Below are 18,274 nucleotides of genomic sequence, written 5' to 3'. Positions count from 1 at the left end.
CTCGTTGCCGATGCCCGAACCGTCCGAAACCACGACGACGCAGCGACCGCTGGATGCCGACGCCTTTTCCCGCTACGCAGTGCGGGACCCGCTCGAAATCGCTCGCCTGCTCAAGGCTCTGATCGAGAAACGCCTGCTCCTGACCGCGTTCGTCGACGGAGGAGAATCCTTCATCACGCTCACGCTCGCGGTGACTGACGACGGGGCCGTGATCGTCGATGCCTGCCCCGACGAAATGGGCAACGCGAAGGCCGGCGACGCTGCACGCCTCGTCTGCGCGACGCGCCTCGACAACGTGAAACTGCAGTTCGCGCTGGAAACTCCGACACGCATCAACCACGCGGGCAAACCTGCCCTGCGCGCGGCACTCCCCGAAAGCATCATCCGCCTGCAACGGCGCGAGTTTTATCGTCTGCCGACGCCACAGGCCGAGCCGCTCGTCTGCGTGATCACCTGCGCGAGCGACGACGGTCGCCGTCGGGAAGTTGAGGTGCGCATCGTCGATATCAGTGGCGGAGGTCTGGCGGTGCTCGTGCCGCCGAGGGAATTGCCCTTCGAGCCGGGCACGGAATACAACCAGTGCTCGCTTCGGCTGCCCGACGGCAATCCCTTGCCGGTGAGCCTCAAGGTCAGGAACCTGTTCGAGGTAGTGAAGGCAAACGGAGTAAAGGTGCGGCGCGCCGGCTGCGAGTTCATTGGCCTGTCAAACCAGGCGACGGCAAGAATCCAGCGCTACATGTTCAAGCTCGAACGCGACCAGAGAACGCGCGAGGATTACTGAAGCCAACCGCCGAAAACGAAGAAGCCGCCTTGGAGGCGGCTTCCAAATTATCAGCGCCGAACCCGGTCACACCGGCATGTTCATGATGTCCTGATACGCGGTAACGAGACGGTTGCGCACCTGCACCATCTGCTGGAAGGACAGGTTGGCCTTCTGCAGGTTGACCATGACGTCCTGAAGATTGACGTTGGGATCGCCGGCGGAAAACTCCTGCGCCATGCCGCGCGCTTCCTGCTGTGCCGCGCTGACGTCCTTCAGCGCCCCCTGCAGCACTTCGGCAAAATCGACACCGCCGGCTGCCTGATTGGCAGGGGTAGACGATTTCGCGCCCGCAGCCTGCGCTGTGGCACGCAATTCGCCGATCATCTGGTTGATTCCATGCGTATCCATGCTCTCGACCCCAAGACCGAGTATCCATTGTGCTCAGTCTAGCAGAGCAATCGTCGTGCCAAAAGGCGGATGCTTGATCAGAATACAACCGTTCGCCCTGAGCCTGTCGAAGGGCGCTGGCAGGGCTTCGACAGGCTCAGGGCGAACGGTATCTTGCTACACCTCGTACCCCTCGTCACGGTACTGCTGCAGCTTGTAACGCAAGGTCCGTTCCGAGATTCCTAGCTTTTCGACGGCTCGTTTGCGCGATCCGCCGACTTCGCGCAGCGTCGAGAGAATGTGTTCACGCTCGAGATCCTTCATGTTTGCCGGCCGACCGACGCCAGCCGAATCGGGTCTCTGCGCAGGGGAAGCGGCAACATTTTCCGGCAACACGGCAAAATTTGCCGGCGAGGGGGCCGTTTCGAAACGGGGCCCCGTATCAGCTGCCCGCGCCGCTTCCGTCGGAACCCAGTTCGGAAGAGACAGATGCACCGTCTCGGCAGTGATCGTGTCACTGGCGGCAAGGATGAGCGCGCGCTGCATGGCGTTTTCGAGTTCGCGCACGTTGCCGGGCCAGCAATGGCGCACGAGGAGTTGTTCGGCTTCGGGACTCAGCCGGGCGCGGCGCTTGAGGCGCTCCCCGTGACGCGCGAGGAAGTGACGCGCGAGCGGCAGGATGTCGCCGGGACGTTCGCGCAGACCGGGAATCGCGAGGGGGAAGACGTTGAGGCGGTAATACAGGTCCTCGCGGAAGCGGCCGGCCGCGACCTCCCGCGCCATGTCGCGGTTGCTCGTGGCCAGCACGCGGATGTCGAGCCCGACCGGTTTCTTGCCGCCGACGCGTTCGACCTCGCGCTCCTGCAGCACACGCAGCAGCTTGGCCTGCAGCGAGAGCGGCATCTCCGAGATCTCGTCGAGCAGGATGGTGCCGTCCTGTGCCTGCTCGAACTTGCCCGGCTGGGACGTCTGCGCGCCGGTGAATGCGCCCTTCTCGTAGCCGAACAGCGTCGCTTCGAGCAGATTCTCGGGGATGGCGGCGCAGTTGATCGCGACGAATGGCCCTGCGCGGCGCGCCGAGTGGTCGTGGATGTAGCGCGCAAAGACTTCCTTGCCGGTGCCCGATTCGCCGGTGAGCAGCACCGTGGCGTCAGTGTCGGCGACGCGAGCGGCGAGCGCGAGCAGGTTGCGCGTGTGCGGGTCATCGGCCACGGTATCCTCGGCGCCCGGCGGCTGGGAGGCATAGCGCCGCACGTGTTCGAGCAGGACGTCGGGCTCGAAAGGCTTCATGAGGAAATCGCAGGCACCGCCGCGCATCGCGGCAACCGCCTTGTCGACGTCGCCGTAGGCAGTCATCAGCAAGACGGGCAACTGGGGCAGGCGCGAGCGGATCTCGCCGAGGAGTTGGAGGCCGTCCATCGGCTGCATGCGGAGGTCGCTGACCGCGAGGTTGAAGGCTTGCCGGCCGAGTTCGACCAGCGCGGCCGGCCCGCCGTCAACACCGGTGACACGATGGCCGCCCATTTCGAGCGTGAGGCATACGGCGTCGCGCAGTGCGGCGTCGTCCTCGACGACGAGGATGTTGATCTGTTCGATCATGAAGGTTCCTTCGTTGCCGGCAGGTCGTTCCCATCATCGGGGCACGGCAGGGGCAGGCTGAGGATGAACAATGCGCCCTTGCCCGGGCTGGATTCGACGGCGATGTCCCCACCGTGTGCTCGCGCGACTCCGCGTGCGATTGCGAGCCCCAGGCCGGTGCCGTCCGCGCGGGTGGTGAAGAAGGGGTCGAACAGACGCACCTGGTGGGCCGGATCGATGCCGCGGCCGTTGTCGCGGATGCGGAAGTACACGGCGTCGCCGTCGAGCGTGGCGGTGAGGTCTACAGCGCCACCAGGCTCGGTGGCCTGGATGGCGTTTTCGAGCAGGTTGGTGATCGCCCCACCCAGGGCCTTGCGGTCACCAATCAGTGTCGCGTCGCCGCATCCGCAGGCGGACGAAAAGGTGATCTGTCGTGCCCGTGCCAGCGGTTCGAGGGTATGCACGAGTTCGCCGGCAAGATCGCAGATGCCGAAGCGCTGGCGGCCGAGGCTGTCACCGCGCGCGAACAGCAGCATGTCGCGGATCAGGCGTTCCAGGTAGCGCAGGCGCTCGATCGCCCGCTCGGCCACCCGCGCTCGATCTGCAGGGGCAAGCTCGGGCTGTTTGAGGTTGCCCGTGTAAAGCAGGGCCGCGGCAAGCGGAGTGCGCAGTTGATGGGCAAGGCCGGCAACCATCTCGCCCATCGCCGCCAGCCGCTCGTTGCGTTCGGCCTGCAGGCGCATGCGGTGCGCGTCAGTGACGTCGTGCAGCAGGATGATGCGCCCCTCGCCGGATTCCAGTTCCGCCTCGGACAAGGAAACGCGCCGGGCGCCAGCCTCCTCGCCGACCGTCATTTCGCCCGGCGTTTCGGTGCTATGCAGGGCGGCGGCAAGATCGCCCCACGGGCGGCCGGCAAGATCGCCGCCCAGCAGGATTTCGGCCGCGCTGTTGCACTGCCCGACACGGCCGCCGCGATCGAGCATGACGACGCCCGCAGGCAGTGCGCCGAGCAGCACCGCAAGGCGTTCGGTGAGCTGCGCGACCTGCCCCTGCAGCGCGTTGTAGGCGGTGGACAGCTCCTCGGACGCACGCGCGAACATCTCGAACGCCTCGGCGAGCTGGGCCGCGTCGAGGCGCTGCTCCGTGCCGGGCGCGGCATTCGAGGCGGCAGAAGGTGTTTCAGCGGACATGGCGCGCAGGACCTGTTTTCACGGCTGGCAGATTAAGCTCCCATGCGCCCATGTTAACCGGCAAATAGGCGGCAAAAAATGCCGCTTTTCCACTCGCGCGATTTGCGCGCCCAGACGGACAATGCCGTCATCCGTAAATGTGACGTGATCGAAGGACTCCACCATGGCCACCGCCGACACCGCCGTTGATCGGGGAACCCTGCCGCCGGCCCAGCAGGCGCTGCAGCGCTTCAATGAGCTGAGCCAGCGCCAGAAGCTCGCCGCGGGTGCTGCCGTGGCGATCGCCATCGCCATGCTGGTGGGGGTGTGGCTGTGGTCGCGGGCACCGGACTATGCGGTGCTCTTCTCGAATTTCGAGGAGCGCGATGGCGGCGCGATCGTCTCGGCGCTGCAGCAGCAGAACGTTCCCTACAAGTTTTCGCCCGCCGGCAACGCGATCCTGATCCCGTCGGGGATGGTGCACGACGTGCGCCTGCGCCTTGCCGCACAGGGTCTGCCCAAGGGCGGACTGGTCGGTTTCGAGCTGATGGAGAACCAGAAGCTCGGGGTGTCGCAATTCCACGAGCAGGTGAACTTCCAGCGCGCACTGGAAGGCGAACTCGCGCGCACCATCCAGTCGATCGCATCGGTGGCGTCGGCGCGCGTGCATCTGGCGATCCCGAAGCAATCCGGCTTCCTGCGCGACGAGCAGAAACCGACCGCCTCCGTGATGGTGAACCTGCACCCGGGACGGACGATGGATTCCGCCCAGGTCGCCGGCATCGTCCATCTGGTCGCGTCGAGCGTGCCGCAACTCGCGAACGACCACGTCAGCGTGATCGACCAGAACGGCACCTTGCTGACGAATCGCCCCGACCCGCTGCGCAACGCGGGCCTCGATGCGACCCAGCTCAGTTACGTGCGCGAGGTCGAAGCGGGCTATATCCGCCGCATCGAGACGATCCTCGCCCCGATCGTCGGCGATGACAATTTCAAGGCCCAGGTCACCGCGGACGTCGATTTCAACCAGGTCGAGGCCACCGCCGAGACCTTCAAGCCGAACCCCTCGCCCGATCAGGCGATCCGCAGCCAGCAGATCAACGAGCAGGGAATGCGCGAGCCGGCCGCGCAAGGCGTGCCCGGGGCGCTGAGCAACCAGCCGCCCGTTCCCGCCACTGCCCCGATCACCTCGCCGTCGGTCGCCCCCGGGGGCACCCCCGCAGGTCCGGGGGCGGCTTTCACGGGCAACCGTGCAGCGACGATCAACTACGAACTCGACCGCACGATCCAGCATACGAAACAGGCGCTCGGCCAAGTGAAACGCCTGTCGGTGGCGGTTGTCGTGAACCACCGTAACGAAACGCTGCCAAACGGAGAGTCGCGCGCGGAAGCGCTTTCGGATGAGGAGATCGCCCGCATCACCAGTCTGGTTCGCGAGGCGATGGGCTTCAACCAGGCGCGCGGCGACAGCCTGAACGTGTCGAGCGCGCCGTTCGCGGCCGGCCGCGCGGAATCTCAGGTACAGGTGCCGGTATGGAAGGATCCGGAGATGGTGGACCTCGGCAAGGAAGTGCTGAAGTATGTCGTGATCCTCGTCGCCCTCGCCTTCGTGTATTTCGGTGTGGTGCGTCCGCTGCTGCGCACGGTGGCACCGCCGTCTCCGCCCGCCCCGGAGCCCGAGGAGGAAGAGGAAGGCGCGGTGGTGAGCCTGTCGCACATGCAGCCCGAGAACACCTTCGACGGGAAGTTGGCCCGCGCGAAGGAACTCGCCACATCCGACCCACGCGTCATCGCGAACCTGATCAGGGAATGGATGGGCGTCAATGAGGAAGGCAAGAGATGAGCTCAATGGATGAAGGCATCGAAAAGAGCGCGATGTTGCTGCTCGCGCTCGGCTCGGACGAGGCGGCGGAAGTCCTCAAGCTGCTCGGCCCGAAGGAAGTTCAAAAGCTCGGCATGGCGATGGCGAGCCTGCCCGCGCAACAGCGCTCGAAGGTCGAGGCGGTGCTCGACGAACTTGAGGCCCATCGCGTCAAGGGCGCGCCAGTCGAAGCCGACGAAGAGCAGATCCGCGCGATGCTGACCAAGGCGCTCGGCGACGAACGCGCCGGCCACATCATCGCACGCGTGCTGCAGGGCTCGGACACCGCGGGCATCGAGAGCCTCAAGTGGATGGATGCGGCGACCGCCGCCGACCTGATCAAGAACGAACACCCGCAGATCATCGCCACGATCCTCGTGCACCTGGAATTCGACCAGGCGGGCGAAATCCTCAAGCAGTTCCCCGACCGCCTGCGCAACGACGTGATCCTGCGCATCGCCACGCTGGACGGCGTGCAACCCGCCGCCCTCAAGGAACTGAACGAGGCGCTGGCACGCATGCTGGCGGGCGCCTCCACGGTCAAGAAGGCCTCGATGGGCGGCGTGCGCCACGCGGCCGAGATCCTCAACTTCGTCGGCGTGGCGGCTGAAACGGCAGTGCTGGACAACGTGCGCGAGTACGATCCCGACCTGGCGCAGAAAATCCTCGACGAGATGTTCGTGTTCGAGAACATCATGGACATCGACGACCGCGGCGTGCAGACGCTGTTGCGCGAAGTGCAGTCCGACTCGCTCGTCACCGCGCTCAAGGGCGCTGCCCCGGAGCTGCGCGAGAAGATCTTCAAGAACATGTCGCAGCGGGCGGCCGACATGCTGCGCGAGGATCTCGAGGCGAAGGGTCCGGTTCGCCTCTCCGAGGTCGAAGCGGAGCAGAAGGAGATCCTCAAGGTGGTACGTCGCCTCGCAGAGGAAGGCCAGATCGTGCTTGGCGGCAAGGGGTCCGAAGATGCATTCGTGTAAGCTTCCCCAACCGCTCCGGAGCTGGTCATGAGCATCTCTCGCCATCAGGCGGTCGGCGCCTACCGTCGCTGGGAGCCCCCGGCGTTCGGCGAGCAGGAAGAATCGCAGGCCGACACTCCGGATGCCGATCTCTCTCCGCCTGCTCCACCGGAACCCGTTGCAGAGCCAGCTCCGCCGCCCGAACCGCCCCCGGCCGTTCAACCGGAGATCCAGCTGCCAACTGCGGCCGAGATCGAGGCGATGTTCGACGACGCGCGCCGCGAGGGCTATGAGGCCGGCTATGCGGAGGGGGCCGAGCTCGCCCGCCAGCAGGCAAACCGCCTCACAGAATTGGCCGACGGGCTCGACGGGGCACTGAAGCAACTCGATCAGGAGGTGGCGGACGAAGTCGTCGGGCTGGCGATTGAGGTCGCGCGCCAGATGGTCCGCCGCGCACTGGCCGAGAATCCGGAAGAGGCACTCATCGAAACCGTGCGCACGGCATTGAACCAACTACCGCAGGCGCAGGTGCGGATCCACGTGCATCCCGACGACGTTACGCTGATACGCACCTACATTGCCGAGCAGCCCACTCACCTGCACCACCAGATCATCGAGGACGACTCCATGACGCGGGGCGGCTGTCGGCTGCAGGGGACTGCGAGCGAGATCGACGCGACGGTGGAGACGCGCTGGCGCAGGATTCTCGAGGGACTCGGCCACCGCGGCTCATCCTGGAACGACGGCAAATGAGCACGACGCGTGCCGCTGCATGGACCGGCTACCTCGACGCCCACCGGCGCCAGTTGGCGAACGTGAGTCCGTTCGAGGTTTCCGGACGCCTGACACGCATCAACGGCCTGGTCATGGAAGCTGCCGGGCTGCGCCTCCCCCTGGGTGCTGACTGCCGCATCCACGCGAGCGGCGGCGCAACGGTCGAGGCGGAGGTGGTCGGCTTCAACGGCGACAAGCTCTACCTGATGCCGACCGACGACGTGTTCGGCCTTGCCCCCGGTGCCGCCGTCATGCCTGTCGAACCGGTCCCGCCGCGCATCGTCCTCGGTGCGCGGCCTATTCCCCGACGCCGCACCTCCGACCGCGCCAAGCACCTGCCGGTTGGAGAGCACATGCTGGGGCGCGTCGTGGACGGCGCCGGCCGACCGCTCGACGGCCTCGGCCCACTCGATGCGACGGAAAGCCGCTCGCTGCAGAGCCGCCCCTTCAACCCGCTGACCCGAGCGCCGATCAACACGGCGCTGGACGTCGGCATTCGCGCGATCAATGCGCTCCTCACCGTCGGGCGCGGGCAGCGCCTCGGCCTCTTCGCCGGGTCCGGCGTCGGCAAGTCGGTGCTCATCGGCATGATGGCGCGCTACACCTCCGCGGACGTGATCGTCGTCGGCCTGATCGGCGAACGGGGCCGTGAGGTCAAGGAGTTCATCGAACAGAACCTCGGGCCCGAGGGCCGTGCGCGCTCCGTCGTGGTCGCTGCTCCTGCCGACACCAGCCCGCTGATGCGCCTGCAGGGTGCCGCCTACGCGACGACCATCGCCGAGTACTTCCGCGACCGCGGCAAGCAGGTCCTGCTGATCATGGACTCGCTCACGCGCTATGCGATGGCACAACGCGAAATCGCCCTCGCAATCGGCGAGCCGCCGGTGACGCGCGGTTATCCGCCGAGCGTATTCGCGCGCCTGCCCGCCCTGGTCGAGCGTGCCGGCAACGGACTCGAAGGCGGCGGCTCGATCACGGCCTTCTACACCGTCCTCGCCGAGGGCGACGACCAGCAGGATCCGATTGCCGACTCGGCGCGTGCGATCCTCGACGGACACTTCGTGCTGTCGCGCGCACTCGCCGACCAGGGGCATTACCCCGCGATTGACATCGAGCAGTCGATCTCGCGCGCGATGCACGGCCTCGTTAGCCCCGAGCATTTCGAGGTCGTCCGGCATTTCAAGCAGCTGTTCTCGCGCTACCAGCGTTCGCGCGACCTGATCGCCGTCGGCGCCTACCAGCCCGGCTCGGACCCCCTGCTCGACCGCGCCGTCGCCATGTACCCGAAGCTGGAGGCATTCCTGCAGCAAAGGATCGACGAGCAGGAAAGCTATCCGAACGCGCTTGCGAGCCTCGGTGCACTGTTTGCCCCGGGGTGAGCGCTGTCACGGGCCGAAGTGCCCCCGCTCGTTTAGAATGCCTGCAAACTGACAACAAGCCGGGGCATCCGGCGCAGACCATCTCCGCACCATGAGCAAGCCCTTCCCCCTCAAGCCCCTGCTGGAACTGAGCCAGACGCGCATGGACGATGCGGCGCGCCGACTGGGCGAACTCATCGCCAGCGAGCAGGAGGGCACACGCAAGCTGGAACTGCTGCAGAACTATCGCGACGAATATGAGGCCCGTTTTTTCGAAGCGGCACGCAATGGCATCAGCCCCGACGAGTGGCGCAACTTCAGCGCCTTCATCGGCCGCATCGACGAAGCGATCGCGGCGCAAAAGACCAACGTCGAACGCTCGCGCCAGATGACCGTCGCCGGTCAGAACGCATGGATGACCCAACGCAACAAGGTCAAGGCCTTCGACACGCTGCAAAAGCGCCACGACCTCAGCGAGGCGCGCAAGGAAGCCCGCCTCGAGCAACGACAGTCCGACGAGCACTCCGCCAAACGCTACGCGAACCGCGAAGACAGCGGCGAATCCTGAGTCTCCGTCCCTCGCTCAACAGCTTGGCATGCGCCTTGCTGTAGTCACGGCAGATACAGCCGTAAAAGGGAATCCACCATGTCGAATCAGGTCTTGAGCAGCATGTTGCGCCTGAATGCTCCGTCTGCTGCGGCACAGCCGCTCCAGCGTTCCGCAGAGGGAGGCCGGGCCGGCGGAAGCGAGCTGAACGACGACAGTTTCTCCCGCGCGCTCGACCGCCGCATGAACGCGGCCGAACGCCCCCTCGCTCGCCCGGAACGGGAAAGACCGCAGGAACGCGCTGCGCAGAGGGCGGAACGTCCACGCCGCGACGCATCGGACGAGACGCGACGCAGCGGCGAATCGAATGCACCGGAGCGGACCGACGACACGCAGGGCACGGAAAGGACTCACGCGGAAAAGCCCGGCGATGATGCTGCCCGGGACGCCGACACGGCAGAGGGTGAAGCGCAGGACGGCACGGCCGCCCGGCAGGACGATGACGCAACGGCGGATCCCGCCGCCCAGGCGGCAAGCCTTGCCGCCCTGATGCCGGGCGTTGCCGCCTTGCCGGCAGCTGAAGCCCCCGCGGAAGGCGATGCCCTGCTGACCTCCGACGTGCTCCTCGACACCCCGAAACGCAAGCCTGGTGCATCCACGCTCGGACAACTGATCGCGGAAGCCGCCTCCCGGAACGAGGCGCCGGGAAAGACCGGCGCGGAAGCGGGGAGCGTCGCCGATGCAGTTGCCAGGGTGAAAGCCGACATTGCCGGCGGAAACACCCCCGCAGCGTTCGGCGCACGCCTGCAGATGGCTTCACAACAGTCCGCACCACCGGCACCCGGCCTGCAGGCGATCGAGGCGGACGCGCAGGCAGCAGGCTTGCACGCATCGGCCTTCGCTCCCGGCGCGGCGCGCACGGAACAGACCCCGCCGCAACTGCAGGTCCACACACCGGCCGGCCAACGCGCCTGGGCCGAAGACGTGGGCAACCGCATGATGTGGATGGTGGGGCGCAACGAATCGAAGGCGGAACTCGTCCTCACGCCCGCCCATCTCGGCAAGCTCGAGGTTTCAATCCAGATCAACGGCGACCAGACGACCGCGCATTTTGTTGCCGCCTCTGCCGCGGCACGCGACGCACTCGAACAAGCGATGCCCCGCCTGCGCGAAGTGCTGCAACAGGCTGGCATCAACCTCGGCGAGGCGAACGTGAGCACGCAAGGCGACCAACGCGCCCGGCAGGATTCCGGAAACGGATCCGGTCGCGGGCATCGCGGCGCGAACGGAGCGGATCCGGTCGAGGCCCGGACGGCTCCCCTCGCTCCTGCGTCCTGGTCCCGCACGGGCCTGGGGATGGTCGATACCTTTGCCTGAGGGATGAATTGGGGCCAGTCTTCCCCACTTTTCCGCAATTGGGTAACACGAGTTATCGCGGATAATTCAGTTGTGGAAACAGGAGAACTACATGGCCAAGGCCCCTACCCCCCCTCCCGCAGCAGCTGAAGCCCCCGCACCGGCGCCGAAACGGAGCAAGAAGCTCCTGATCCTGCTGATCGCCGCCGTCGCCATTGTGGCTTTGCTCGCGGCTGTGGTGGTGGGCCTGCTGCTGATGAAGAAGAGCCAGTCAGCCGACGCCGAGACGGAAGAAGCGCCGGCCGTCGCGACTGTGGATCTGAACAAGCCGCCGACCTTCGTGCCGTTGGACCCCTTCGTCGTGAACCTCGCTCCGGCCGAAGGCGAGCGCTACCTCCAGGTCGTCATGGCCCTGCGCGTCACCGATGCGAAGACCGGGGAAAACCTGAAGGCCTTCATGCCGGAGATTCGCCACCAGATCAACCTGCTGCTGTCGAGCAAACTGCCATCCGAACTGTCTACGATGGAAGGGCGCGAAGCGCTCGCGGAAGAGATCGTCCGTCGCACCAACGGGGTACTCGGCACGCCGGCCGCCAAGACGGGCGACGGAAAGGCCACGACCCCCACGGGTCCGATCCAGGCCGTGCTGTTCAACTCGTTCATCATCCAGTAAGAGGACGTCATGTCTTCCGATTTTCTCTCCCAGGATGAAGTCGACGCACTGCTAAAGGGCGTCGCCGGGGAGCCCGAGGAACAGGAAGAGGAACTCGGGGACCAGGCGGGCGTTCGCCCGTACAACCTGGCCACCCAGGAACGCATCGTCCGTGGGCGCATGCCCACGATGGAGCTCATCAACGAGCGCTTTGCCCGCTACCTGCGTATCGGGCTGTTCAACTACATGCACCGCAACGCCGAGGTGTCGGTCGGACCGGTGAAGGTGCAGAAGTACGGCGAATTCGTCCGCAACCTGGTGGTGCCGACGAACCTGAACCTCATCCTGGCCAAGCCCCTGCGCGGCACCGGGCTGATCGTCTTCGACCCGAACCTCGTATTCATCGTCGTGGACAACATGTTCGGCGGCGACGGCCGCTTCCATTCGCGGGTCGAGGGTCGCGACTTCACCCCCACCGAGCAGCGCATCATCCAGGGCATGCTCAACGTCGTATTCACCGAATACACGCGCGCCTGGGCGCCGGTGTTCAAGATCGAGATGGAGTACGTCCGCTCGGAGATGAACTCGCAATTCGCGAACATTGCCACACCGTCGGAAATCGTCATCTCCGCAAGCTTCTCGCTGGAATTCGGCGGTTCGCAGGCGGACATGCACATCTGCTTCCCGTACTCGATGGTCGAGCCGATCCGCGACCTGCTCTATTCGACGATGCAGAGCGACCACCTGAGCCAGGACAACCGCTGGATCAGCCTGCTCTCGCGACAATTGCAAAGCGCCGATGTCGAACTGGTGTGCAACCTCGGCAGCGCGGAAGTCACCCTGCGCGATATCGTCAATATGCGCGTCGGCGACGTGATCCCGATCGACGTGCCCAAGACGCTGGAGGCCGAAGTCGACGGCAGCCCCGTTCTCGAAGTGACCTACGGCAGGCAGGGCACGAATTACGCGATCAGGGTGGAACGCTTCCTCGCCAACGACGACGACTCCACAACATTCGGAGGCCGAAATGGCTGACAACGACAACGATCCCGACAACCAGGTCAGCGAAGACGATTGGGCCGCCGCGATGATGGAACAGGCAGCGGCCGAAACCAGCCCGGACGCGGAGGCGCGCCGCGTTGCCGCGGACCTCGCGGCGGCCGCGGAGTCGCCCTACCAGGCGAAACCCGCCAGCCACCTCTTCCCCGACTTCGGCGCGTCCGCCCCCCGTACGGGCGGACTCAACGACTTCGACATGATCCTGGACATCCCCGTCCAGCTCACCGTCGAACTCGGTCGCACCAAGATCTCGATCCGCAACCTGCTGCAGCTGGCGCACGGCTCGGTGGTGGAGCTCGACGGCCTTGCCGGCGAACCGATGGACGTGCTCGTGAACGGCACGCTGATCGCCCAGGGTGAAGTCGTGGTCGTCAACGACAAGTTCGGCATCCGCCTGACCGATATCATCACCCCCGCCGAGCGGATGCGGAAAATCCGCGGCTGATCCGTCCGGGCCGTCGCTACGGCGGCCCGCAGGATGATGCGGATCGCTCGCGGCAAAGCAGCGAATTGTCCCCCTTTTGCCCGTCTTATTGCCCCCTCGGCAAGACACGCGCACGGGTATGCTTCTCCCATCCCAAGAAGCGCAGATCCGCCGTGACGCAATTTCCGAAACTCCCCAGATCAGTCCGCTTCGTGCCGCTCGCGCTAACTGCTGCAGCCTCGCCGCTCTTCGCCGCAGACGCGGCGACTCCGGCCGCCCCCGGCATCACCGACGGGCTGGGCCAGATGCTGCTGGGCCTCGCCGTGGTCCTCGGGCTGCTGCTGGGCTGCCTGTGGCTGATCAAGAAGCTCTCGGCCCCGCACGGCGCCGCCGCCGGCCTGAAAGTGCTCGGCGCCGTGCCGGTCGGGCCACGCGAGCGCGTCGTGCTCGTCGAAGTCGGCGGTCAGGTGCTGGTGCTGGGGGTCACGCCGACCAATGTCCGTACCTTGCACACCCTGCCCGAGGAGGCACTGCAGAACACATCGCCCGACGCGCCCGCAACGTCCGGCCCCTTCGGGGATTTCCAGGGCTGGCTGAAACGTTCGATGGAGCGTCGCAATGATGCGAAATGACGCCCGCCCGGGATTGATTCGCCTACTCGCTCCATTTGCCCTGCTGCTCCTGCCGGTCGCGGCCGGCGCCCAGGGCCTGCCCGCCATCACCGGAACACCGGCACCGGGCGGAGGCACCACCTACAGCCTCAGCGTACAGACCCTGCTACTGCTCACATCCTTGAGCTTCGTGCCGTCGGTGGTGCTGATGATGACGAGCTTCACGCGCATCATCATCGTCTTCGCGCTGCTGCGTACCGCGATGGGCACGCAGACTTCGCCGCCGAACCAGGTGCTGCTGGGGCTGGCGCTGTTCCTCACCTTTTTCATCATGTCGCCCATCGCTGACAAGGTGTACACCGACGCCTACCTACCAATGTCGCGCAACGAAATCCAGTTCGACCAGGCACTCGAGCGCGCCACGGTGCCCGTGAAGGCGTTCATGCTCAAGCAGGTGCGCGAGCCGGATATCGCGCTGTTTGCCAAGCTGTCGAAGACGCCGCCGGTCGAGAAGGCGGAGGACCTGCCGATGCGCGTCGTCATCCCGGCCTTCGTCACATCCGAGCTGAAAACCGCCTTCCAGATCGGTTTCCTCGTCTTCATCCCCTTCCTCATCATCGACATGGTGGTCGCGTCGGTGCTGATGTCGATGGGCATGATGATGATGTCACCAGTGATCGTTTCCCTGCCCTTCAAGATCATGCTGTTCGTGCTCGTCGACGGCTGGACCCTGCTCATCGGGTCGCTGGTCGGCAGCTTCGCGGTATAGGAGAGGAGTTTCCGCCATGACCCCGGGTACCGTCGTTGATATCGGCCGCCAAGCCGTCGAGATGACCCTGATGCTGGCCGCGCCGATGTTCCTCGCCGCGCTGATCACCGGCCTGATCGTCAGCGTCTTCCAGGCCGCCACGCAGATCAACGAGATGACGCTGACCTTCGTGCCCAAGCTGATCGCCGTGTTCGTCACGATGGTCGTCGCCGGCCACTGGATGATCGCCCTGATCACCGACTTCACGCGGCGCCTGTTCGAGTCAATACCGACGATGATCGGATAGCGCCGGCAATGCTGAGCGTCACCTCCGCCCAGATCGACGCCTGGCTCGCGGCACTCATGTTCCCACTCGCGCGCCTGCTCGGGCTGGTGAGCGCGGCCCCGCTGTTCGGCAACCGTATGGTGCCGGTGCGCATCCGCCTGGCGGTCGGCATGGCGATGGCGATGGCGATCCTCCCCGCACTGCCGCCCATGCCCGAGGTCCCGGCGGACTCGATGCTCGCGCTGGCGATTCTCGCCCAGCAGGCCTTCATCGGCATCGCGATGGGCTTCATTATGCGGCTGATGTTCGCCGCGGTGGACGTCGCCGGCGAGATGATCGGCCTGCAGATGGGCCTGTCCTTCGCGGTGTTCTTCAGTCCGCAGACCGGTGGCCAGACCTCGGTGATCGCCGAATTCCTCGGCCTGCTCACGCTGCTCGTATTCGTTGCGATGAACGGCCACCTGATGCTCGTGAATGTCGTCGTCGCGAGCTTCGAATGGCTGCCGGTCGGCAGGCTGCCCAAGGGCGAGGGGTGGATGCTGATCGCGTCCTACGCCGCCGTAATGTTCGCCTCGGGCCTGCTGCTGGCCCTGCCGATGGTCGCGGCGCTGCTCATCACCAACACGGCACTCGGCGTGCTCACGCGCGCGGCGCCGCAGCTCAACCTCTTCGCAGTGGGTTTCCCGGTGACGCTTTCGGTGGGTTTCGTGGTGCTACTGCTGAGCTTGGGCAGCTTCGCGCCGGTGCTGCAGCACATCTTCGAATCCGGCTTCGACGGCATAGACCGGCTGCTGCGCGCGTTCGTCTAGGCGGGTTCAAATGCCTGGAAAGGTGCGCGAGCGGTGATAGCGCACTTCGCCGCTCGCGACGCGGTGCGCGAACGGGCGGGTGGAATCGATACCTTCCTCGAAACGCATCACGTCGAATCCGGCCAATCCCTTCGATTCGGCAATTTCCCGCGCATTGCGGACGAAGACCTGACGCGCCTCGCCCTCCCCGCCGGTAACCAGCCTCTTCATGCGCAGGTCGAAGCGCACGCGCTCCTCGTCGAGCCGGGTCACCGAGATGTCCCAGGTCGGCGCCAAGGGATCGTAGATCGCATAGGCGATCAATGCCCCGCCGATGAACTCGGGCTCGAACAGGTCCAGTTCCGACGCCGTGAGCGCGGCTCCCACACCAGCGGCGACCTTCGTGCCGTGATCCTGCAGCAGCGCGCAACCCGTGAACACGGGCAGGATCAGGCACAGCGCGAAGCGGGCAGGCACGCGAAACACGTTCGGGACCTCAGCTGAGCAGATTGAAGAGCGACAGACCCGTCACACGCACATAGGACTGCTGTGCGGCCTCGAGAATCGTTTGCTGCTGCGTGAAACGCGAGATGGCCTCGTTGTAGTCGAGATCCTGCAAGCGCGACAGCGTCTCGGCGTACTGCTGGTCCTGGACCGCAGCCAATTCGCCCAGCGCGTCGAGTTCGACCATGCGCGAACCGACCGAGGCGCGTATCGTGCTGACGTTCTCCAGCGCCACGTCCATCTCGCCGATCGCTTGGGATACCGCAGTCGCCTTGTTACTGGCCGGATCCCTGAGCGCGGTGATGAACTGCGAGATTGCACCGAACACCCGCGACTCCCCGCTCGCCGGATCGGCCATGAACACCTTGCTGCCCGGCTCGGCGACGGGCATCACACGGGTCGAGCCGACCTGCATGGCGCGCTCGCCGTCATCACCGTCGTAGATCACCGGTCCCGGGCCGGCCGACGGAACCGCCGCACCACCGGAGAAGGCCGCCTGCGCCGTCTGGTAGCCGGCGAACTGGAAGTCCCCGGTCGCGTCCTTGCCGTTGGCGATGCCCAGAAGGGCGCCGAACTGCGCCTCAAGGTCGGTCGCGATCGCCTCGTACTCGCTGGCGCTGAACGCGCCGTTGCCCGCCTCCACCGCGCGCGTGCGGATGTAGGTCAGGACGTCGGTAATGCTCCCGAGATTGCTCTCGAGCGATGCGAGCGCATCCTTCGCATAGCCCTGATTGGTCTCGAACTGCGTATTGACGGCCTTCGATTGCGTGACTTCGAGCGCACGGGATGCGCCGATCGGGTCGTCCGACGGGCTCAGAATGCGCCGCCCGGAGGCAAGCTGCTGCTGCGTATGCAGGAGATCCGCGCTCTGCCGCATCATCGAGTTGCGGCCCGCGTCGAAGATCATGCTGGTCGAGATTCTCATGATTTCACCCCGCTCAACGCGAAATCGACAGGATTTCGTCGAACAGCGTCCCGGCGACCGACATGACCCGCGCCGCGGCTTGGTAAGATTGCTGGAAGCGGATCAGGTTCGCCGCCTCTTCGTCGAGATTGACCCCCGAAAGGGCCTGCTGCGCGTCGATCGCCTGCTGCAACTGCGATTCCTGGCTGCGTTCGCCGATCTGCACCTCGCGCGTCTTGTTGCCGACGAAGCTGACCAGTTGCGCGTACGCCGACTGGAAGGTCGCCGTGTCGCCGTTCATGACCTTTTCCGTCTGCAGCGCGGCAAGCCGCAGCGCATTCTCGTTGTTGCTCCCGCCCGCTCCCACGGTCGCCGTGGGCGCCCCCGATGCGGCGACCTTGCGCGGATCGGTGAGCACGACGGCGAAGGCACCGGCCGCCTCGCGCCGCCCGAGATCCGTGGCGGCGAAGCTGCTCAGATCCTTGAAGAAGGCAATGCCGGTCGTTGTCCCGTCGAGGTCGTACCCCGCGGCATGGATCGTGTTGAACTCGGACGACACCGCAATCGCGAGATCTCCCAGTTGTTCGCGTGCCGCGTTGAGCGTCTCGTTGCGGAAACGCAGGTAGCCACCGAGCTGGCCGCCGGTGAGCACCGAGTCGGGCATCAGCACCGAGCCGCCGCCGGGCGTCGCCAGGCGAATCTCGCCACGGAAGGGGTCGGACGGCACCGACGAATCCGCCGCGACGACGAGTTGCGATACCGCGGTACCGACGACGAGCGGCTGGCCGCTGCCGATGAACACGCTGAGCGAGCCGTCCGACTCGGTCGTCGTACTCACTTTCACCAACTTGTTCAGCTCCGCAACGAGGTTGTCGCGCTGGTCCAGCAGATCGTTCGCCGGGATCGAGGTCCCGCCCACCTGGGCGAGCGCGATGCGCTCGTTGATGTCGGATATCTGGCGCGCATAGGCGTTGATCGAGTCGACCGCGCTGACGATCTGGCCCTCGTTGATATCGCGAATCTCGTTGAGACGAGTATTGAGCCCGTTGAAGCGCGCCGCGAGCGACTCCGCGCTGGAGATGAGCGCCTGACGTGCCGGGACGCTCGACGGATTCGTCGCAACATCCTGCACGCCGGCAAAAAAGTCCGCCAGTGCGGGCGACAGGCCCGAGCTGGTGTCGGCGAGCAGGTTGTCGATCTGCGAAATTTGCGTGTTGTAGGCGGAAAATTCCTCCTTGCGCGCCGATGCGTTGAGCACCTGCTGGCTGAGGAACTGGTCGTACTGGCGCCGCACGCCATCGACCTCGACGCCCTGACCGAAGAAGCCGGCCCCGGAGAAGAACGGATCCGCCGTGGTCAGGATCGTCGTCTGGCGATTGAAGCCCGGCGTGTTGGCGTTCGTGATGTTATGGCTGGTCGTCAACAGGTTCGCTTGCGAACTGTTGATGCCCGTCAGACCGATGCTCAGTAGTCCAGCCATGATGTTTCCCTCGTTACCGCTGCTCTTGCGACATTAGTAAGCAAGACCCCTGCCAGAGGCAGATCT

20 protein-coding genes are annotated in these 18,274 nt (G+C 65.6%); 14 read left to right on the top strand and 6 right to left on the bottom strand.

Features of this window, described 5'->3' with window-relative positions; all coding sequences use genetic code 11:
• The first annotated feature begins 10 nt into the window (after positions 1-10).
• Positions 11-781 carry a flagellar brake protein gene (locus ToN1_RS19600; RefSeq protein ID WP_169208657.1) on the top strand — a complete coding sequence of 257 codons (771 nt, stop codon included), beginning with the start codon at positions 11-13 and terminating at the stop codon, positions 779-781.
• A 66-nt stretch (positions 782-847) separates the two neighbouring features.
• Here the strand turns inward: ToN1_RS19600 and fliE are convergent, their stop codons facing one another.
• The 3 genes from fliE to ToN1_RS19585 form a co-directional block, all read right to left on the bottom strand.
• Positions 848-1,171 (bottom strand): flagellar hook-basal body complex protein FliE, encoded by a 324-nt coding sequence (gene fliE / locus ToN1_RS19595; protein ID WP_169208658.1) that lies wholly within the window; start codon positions 1,169-1,171, stop codon positions 848-850.
• Positions 1,172-1,327: 156 nt separating this feature from the next.
• Positions 1,328-2,749 carry a sigma-54-dependent transcriptional regulator gene (locus ToN1_RS19590; protein ID WP_169208659.1) on the bottom strand — a complete coding sequence of 474 codons (1,422 nt, stop codon included), beginning with the start codon at positions 2,747-2,749 and terminating at the stop codon, positions 1,328-1,330.
• Positions 2,746-3,918, bottom strand: a complete 1,173-nt coding sequence (locus ToN1_RS19585) for a sensor histidine kinase (protein WP_169208660.1) — start codon at positions 3,916-3,918, stop codon at positions 2,746-2,748. Before ToN1_RS19585 ends, ToN1_RS19590 begins: the two co-directional genes overlap by 4 nt.
• A gap of 163 nt (positions 3,919-4,081) precedes the next feature.
• Between ToN1_RS19585 and fliF the strand changes: the two genes are divergently transcribed.
• From fliF to fliR, 13 genes are all read left to right on the top strand, one after another.
• Entirely contained in the window at positions 4,082-5,740 is a 1,659-nt protein-coding gene (gene fliF, locus ToN1_RS19580) for a flagellar basal-body MS-ring/collar protein FliF (protein ID WP_169208661.1), read from the top strand.
• Between the two features lie 5 nt (positions 5,741-5,745).
• The gene (gene fliG / locus ToN1_RS19575) at positions 5,746-6,738 is read left to right on the top strand and encodes a flagellar motor switch protein FliG (protein ID WP_425305839.1); all 993 of its coding nucleotides are present in this window, start codon (positions 5,746-5,748) and stop codon (positions 6,736-6,738) included.
• Between the two features lie 27 nt (positions 6,739-6,765).
• Positions 6,766-7,470, top strand: coding sequence for a flagellar assembly protein FliH (locus ToN1_RS19570; RefSeq protein ID WP_169208663.1), 705 nt, complete (start codon positions 6,766-6,768; stop codon positions 7,468-7,470).
• Positions 7,467-8,870 carry a flagellar protein export ATPase FliI gene (gene fliI / locus ToN1_RS19565; RefSeq protein ID WP_169208664.1) on the top strand — a complete coding sequence of 468 codons (1,404 nt, stop codon included), beginning with the start codon at positions 7,467-7,469 and terminating at the stop codon, positions 8,868-8,870. Before ToN1_RS19570 ends, fliI begins: the two co-directional genes overlap by 4 nt.
• 91 nt (positions 8,871-8,961) lie before the next feature.
• The gene (gene fliJ / locus ToN1_RS19560; RefSeq protein WP_169208665.1) at positions 8,962-9,417 is read left to right on the top strand and encodes a flagellar export protein FliJ; all 456 of its coding nucleotides are present in this window, start codon (positions 8,962-8,964) and stop codon (positions 9,415-9,417) included.
• A gap of 78 nt (positions 9,418-9,495) precedes the next feature.
• Positions 9,496-10,773: a flagellar hook-length control protein FliK gene (locus tag ToN1_RS19555; RefSeq protein ID WP_169208666.1), complete on the top strand. Its 1,278-nt coding sequence runs from the start codon at positions 9,496-9,498 to the stop codon at positions 10,771-10,773.
• Positions 10,774-10,864: 91 nt separating this feature from the next.
• Positions 10,865-11,425: a flagellar basal body-associated FliL family protein gene (locus tag ToN1_RS19550; RefSeq protein ID WP_210147868.1), complete on the top strand. Its 561-nt coding sequence runs from the start codon at positions 10,865-10,867 to the stop codon at positions 11,423-11,425.
• Between the two features lie 9 nt (positions 11,426-11,434).
• Positions 11,435-12,439 (top strand): flagellar motor switch protein FliM, encoded by a 1,005-nt coding sequence (gene fliM, locus ToN1_RS19545; protein ID WP_169132564.1) that lies wholly within the window; start codon positions 11,435-11,437, stop codon positions 12,437-12,439.
• Entirely contained in the window at positions 12,432-12,908 is a 477-nt protein-coding gene (gene fliN, locus ToN1_RS19540) for a flagellar motor switch protein FliN (RefSeq protein WP_169208696.1), read from the top strand. Before fliM ends, fliN begins: the two co-directional genes overlap by 8 nt.
• Positions 12,909-13,060: 152 nt before the next feature.
• Entirely contained in the window at positions 13,061-13,519 is a 459-nt protein-coding gene (gene fliO, locus ToN1_RS19535) for a flagellar biosynthetic protein FliO (RefSeq protein ID WP_244860831.1), read from the top strand.
• Positions 13,509-14,267 (top strand): flagellar type III secretion system pore protein FliP, encoded by a 759-nt coding sequence (gene fliP / locus ToN1_RS19530; RefSeq protein WP_169208699.1) that lies wholly within the window; start codon positions 13,509-13,511, stop codon positions 14,265-14,267. Before fliO ends, fliP begins: the two co-directional genes overlap by 11 nt.
• A 16-nt stretch (positions 14,268-14,283) precedes the next feature.
• Positions 14,284-14,553 (top strand): flagellar biosynthesis protein FliQ, encoded by a 270-nt coding sequence (gene fliQ, locus ToN1_RS19525; RefSeq protein WP_050414840.1) that lies wholly within the window; start codon positions 14,284-14,286, stop codon positions 14,551-14,553.
• Between the two features lie 8 nt (positions 14,554-14,561).
• Entirely contained in the window at positions 14,562-15,341 is a 780-nt protein-coding gene (gene fliR / locus ToN1_RS19520) for a flagellar biosynthetic protein FliR (RefSeq protein ID WP_169208695.1), read from the top strand.
• A gap of 6 nt (positions 15,342-15,347) precedes the next feature.
• Here fliR and ToN1_RS19515 read toward each other — a convergent pair whose 3' ends face one another.
• The 3 genes from ToN1_RS19515 to flgK are packed head-to-tail and all read right to left on the bottom strand — an operon-like array spanning position 15,348 to position 18,208.
• The gene (locus ToN1_RS19515; RefSeq protein ID WP_169208694.1) at positions 15,348-15,797 is read right to left on the bottom strand and encodes a hypothetical protein; all 450 of its coding nucleotides are present in this window, start codon (positions 15,795-15,797) and stop codon (positions 15,348-15,350) included.
• Between the two features lie 19 nt (positions 15,798-15,816).
• Positions 15,817-16,749 (bottom strand): flagellar hook-associated protein FlgL, encoded by a 933-nt coding sequence (gene flgL, locus ToN1_RS19510; protein ID WP_169208693.1) that lies wholly within the window; start codon positions 16,747-16,749, stop codon positions 15,817-15,819.
• A gap of 13 nt (positions 16,750-16,762) precedes the next feature.
• The gene (gene flgK / locus ToN1_RS19505) at positions 16,763-18,208 is read right to left on the bottom strand and encodes a flagellar hook-associated protein FlgK (protein ID WP_169208692.1); all 1,446 of its coding nucleotides are present in this window, start codon (positions 18,206-18,208) and stop codon (positions 16,763-16,765) included.
• Positions 18,209-18,274: the final 66 nt, after the last annotated feature.

It is taken from the genome of Aromatoleum petrolei, assembly GCF_017894385.1.
Classification (GTDB): domain Bacteria; phylum Pseudomonadota; class Gammaproteobacteria; order Burkholderiales; family Rhodocyclaceae; genus Aromatoleum; species Aromatoleum petrolei.
Note: the sequence above shows the minus strand (reverse complement) of the source record. Positions and strands in the feature narration are given on the sequence as shown.

Bases quoted from the DNA above. Each gene is read 5' to 3' on its own strand.
- ToN1_RS19600 (WP_169208657.1), top strand. From the start codon at position 11: ATGCCCGAACCGTCCGAAACCACGACGACGCAGCGACCGCTGGATGCC.
- fliE (WP_169208658.1), bottom strand. From the start codon at position 1,171: ATGGATACGCATGGAATCAACCAGATGATCGGCGAATTGCGTGCCACA.
- ToN1_RS19590 (WP_169208659.1), bottom strand. From the start codon at position 2,749: ATGATCGAACAGATCAACATCCTCGTCGTCGAGGACGACGCCGCACTG.
- ToN1_RS19585 (WP_169208660.1), bottom strand. From the start codon at position 3,918: ATGTCCGCTGAAACACCTTCTGCCGCCTCGAATGCCGCGCCCGGCACG.
- fliF (WP_169208661.1), top strand. From the start codon at position 4,082: ATGGCCACCGCCGACACCGCCGTTGATCGGGGAACCCTGCCGCCGGCC.
- fliG (WP_425305839.1), top strand. From the start codon at position 5,746: ATGGATGAAGGCATCGAAAAGAGCGCGATGTTGCTGCTCGCGCTCGGC.
- ToN1_RS19570 (WP_169208663.1), top strand. From the start codon at position 6,766: ATGAGCATCTCTCGCCATCAGGCGGTCGGCGCCTACCGTCGCTGGGAG.
- fliI (WP_169208664.1), top strand. From the start codon at position 7,467: ATGAGCACGACGCGTGCCGCTGCATGGACCGGCTACCTCGACGCCCAC.
- fliJ (WP_169208665.1), top strand. From the start codon at position 8,962: ATGAGCAAGCCCTTCCCCCTCAAGCCCCTGCTGGAACTGAGCCAGACG.
- ToN1_RS19555 (WP_169208666.1), top strand. From the start codon at position 9,496: ATGTCGAATCAGGTCTTGAGCAGCATGTTGCGCCTGAATGCTCCGTCT.
- ToN1_RS19550 (WP_210147868.1), top strand. From the start codon at position 10,865: ATGGCCAAGGCCCCTACCCCCCCTCCCGCAGCAGCTGAAGCCCCCGCA.
- fliM (WP_169132564.1), top strand. From the start codon at position 11,435: ATGTCTTCCGATTTTCTCTCCCAGGATGAAGTCGACGCACTGCTAAAG.
- fliN (WP_169208696.1), top strand. From the start codon at position 12,432: ATGGCTGACAACGACAACGATCCCGACAACCAGGTCAGCGAAGACGAT.
- fliP (WP_169208699.1), top strand. From the start codon at position 13,509: ATGCGAAATGACGCCCGCCCGGGATTGATTCGCCTACTCGCTCCATTT.
- fliQ (WP_050414840.1), top strand. From the start codon at position 14,284: ATGACCCCGGGTACCGTCGTTGATATCGGCCGCCAAGCCGTCGAGATG.
- fliR (WP_169208695.1), top strand. From the start codon at position 14,562: ATGCTGAGCGTCACCTCCGCCCAGATCGACGCCTGGCTCGCGGCACTC.
- flgL (WP_169208693.1), bottom strand. From the start codon at position 16,749: ATGAGAATCTCGACCAGCATGATCTTCGACGCGGGCCGCAACTCGATG.
- flgK (WP_169208692.1), bottom strand. From the start codon at position 18,208: ATGGCTGGACTACTGAGCATCGGTCTGACGGGCATCAACAGTTCGCAA.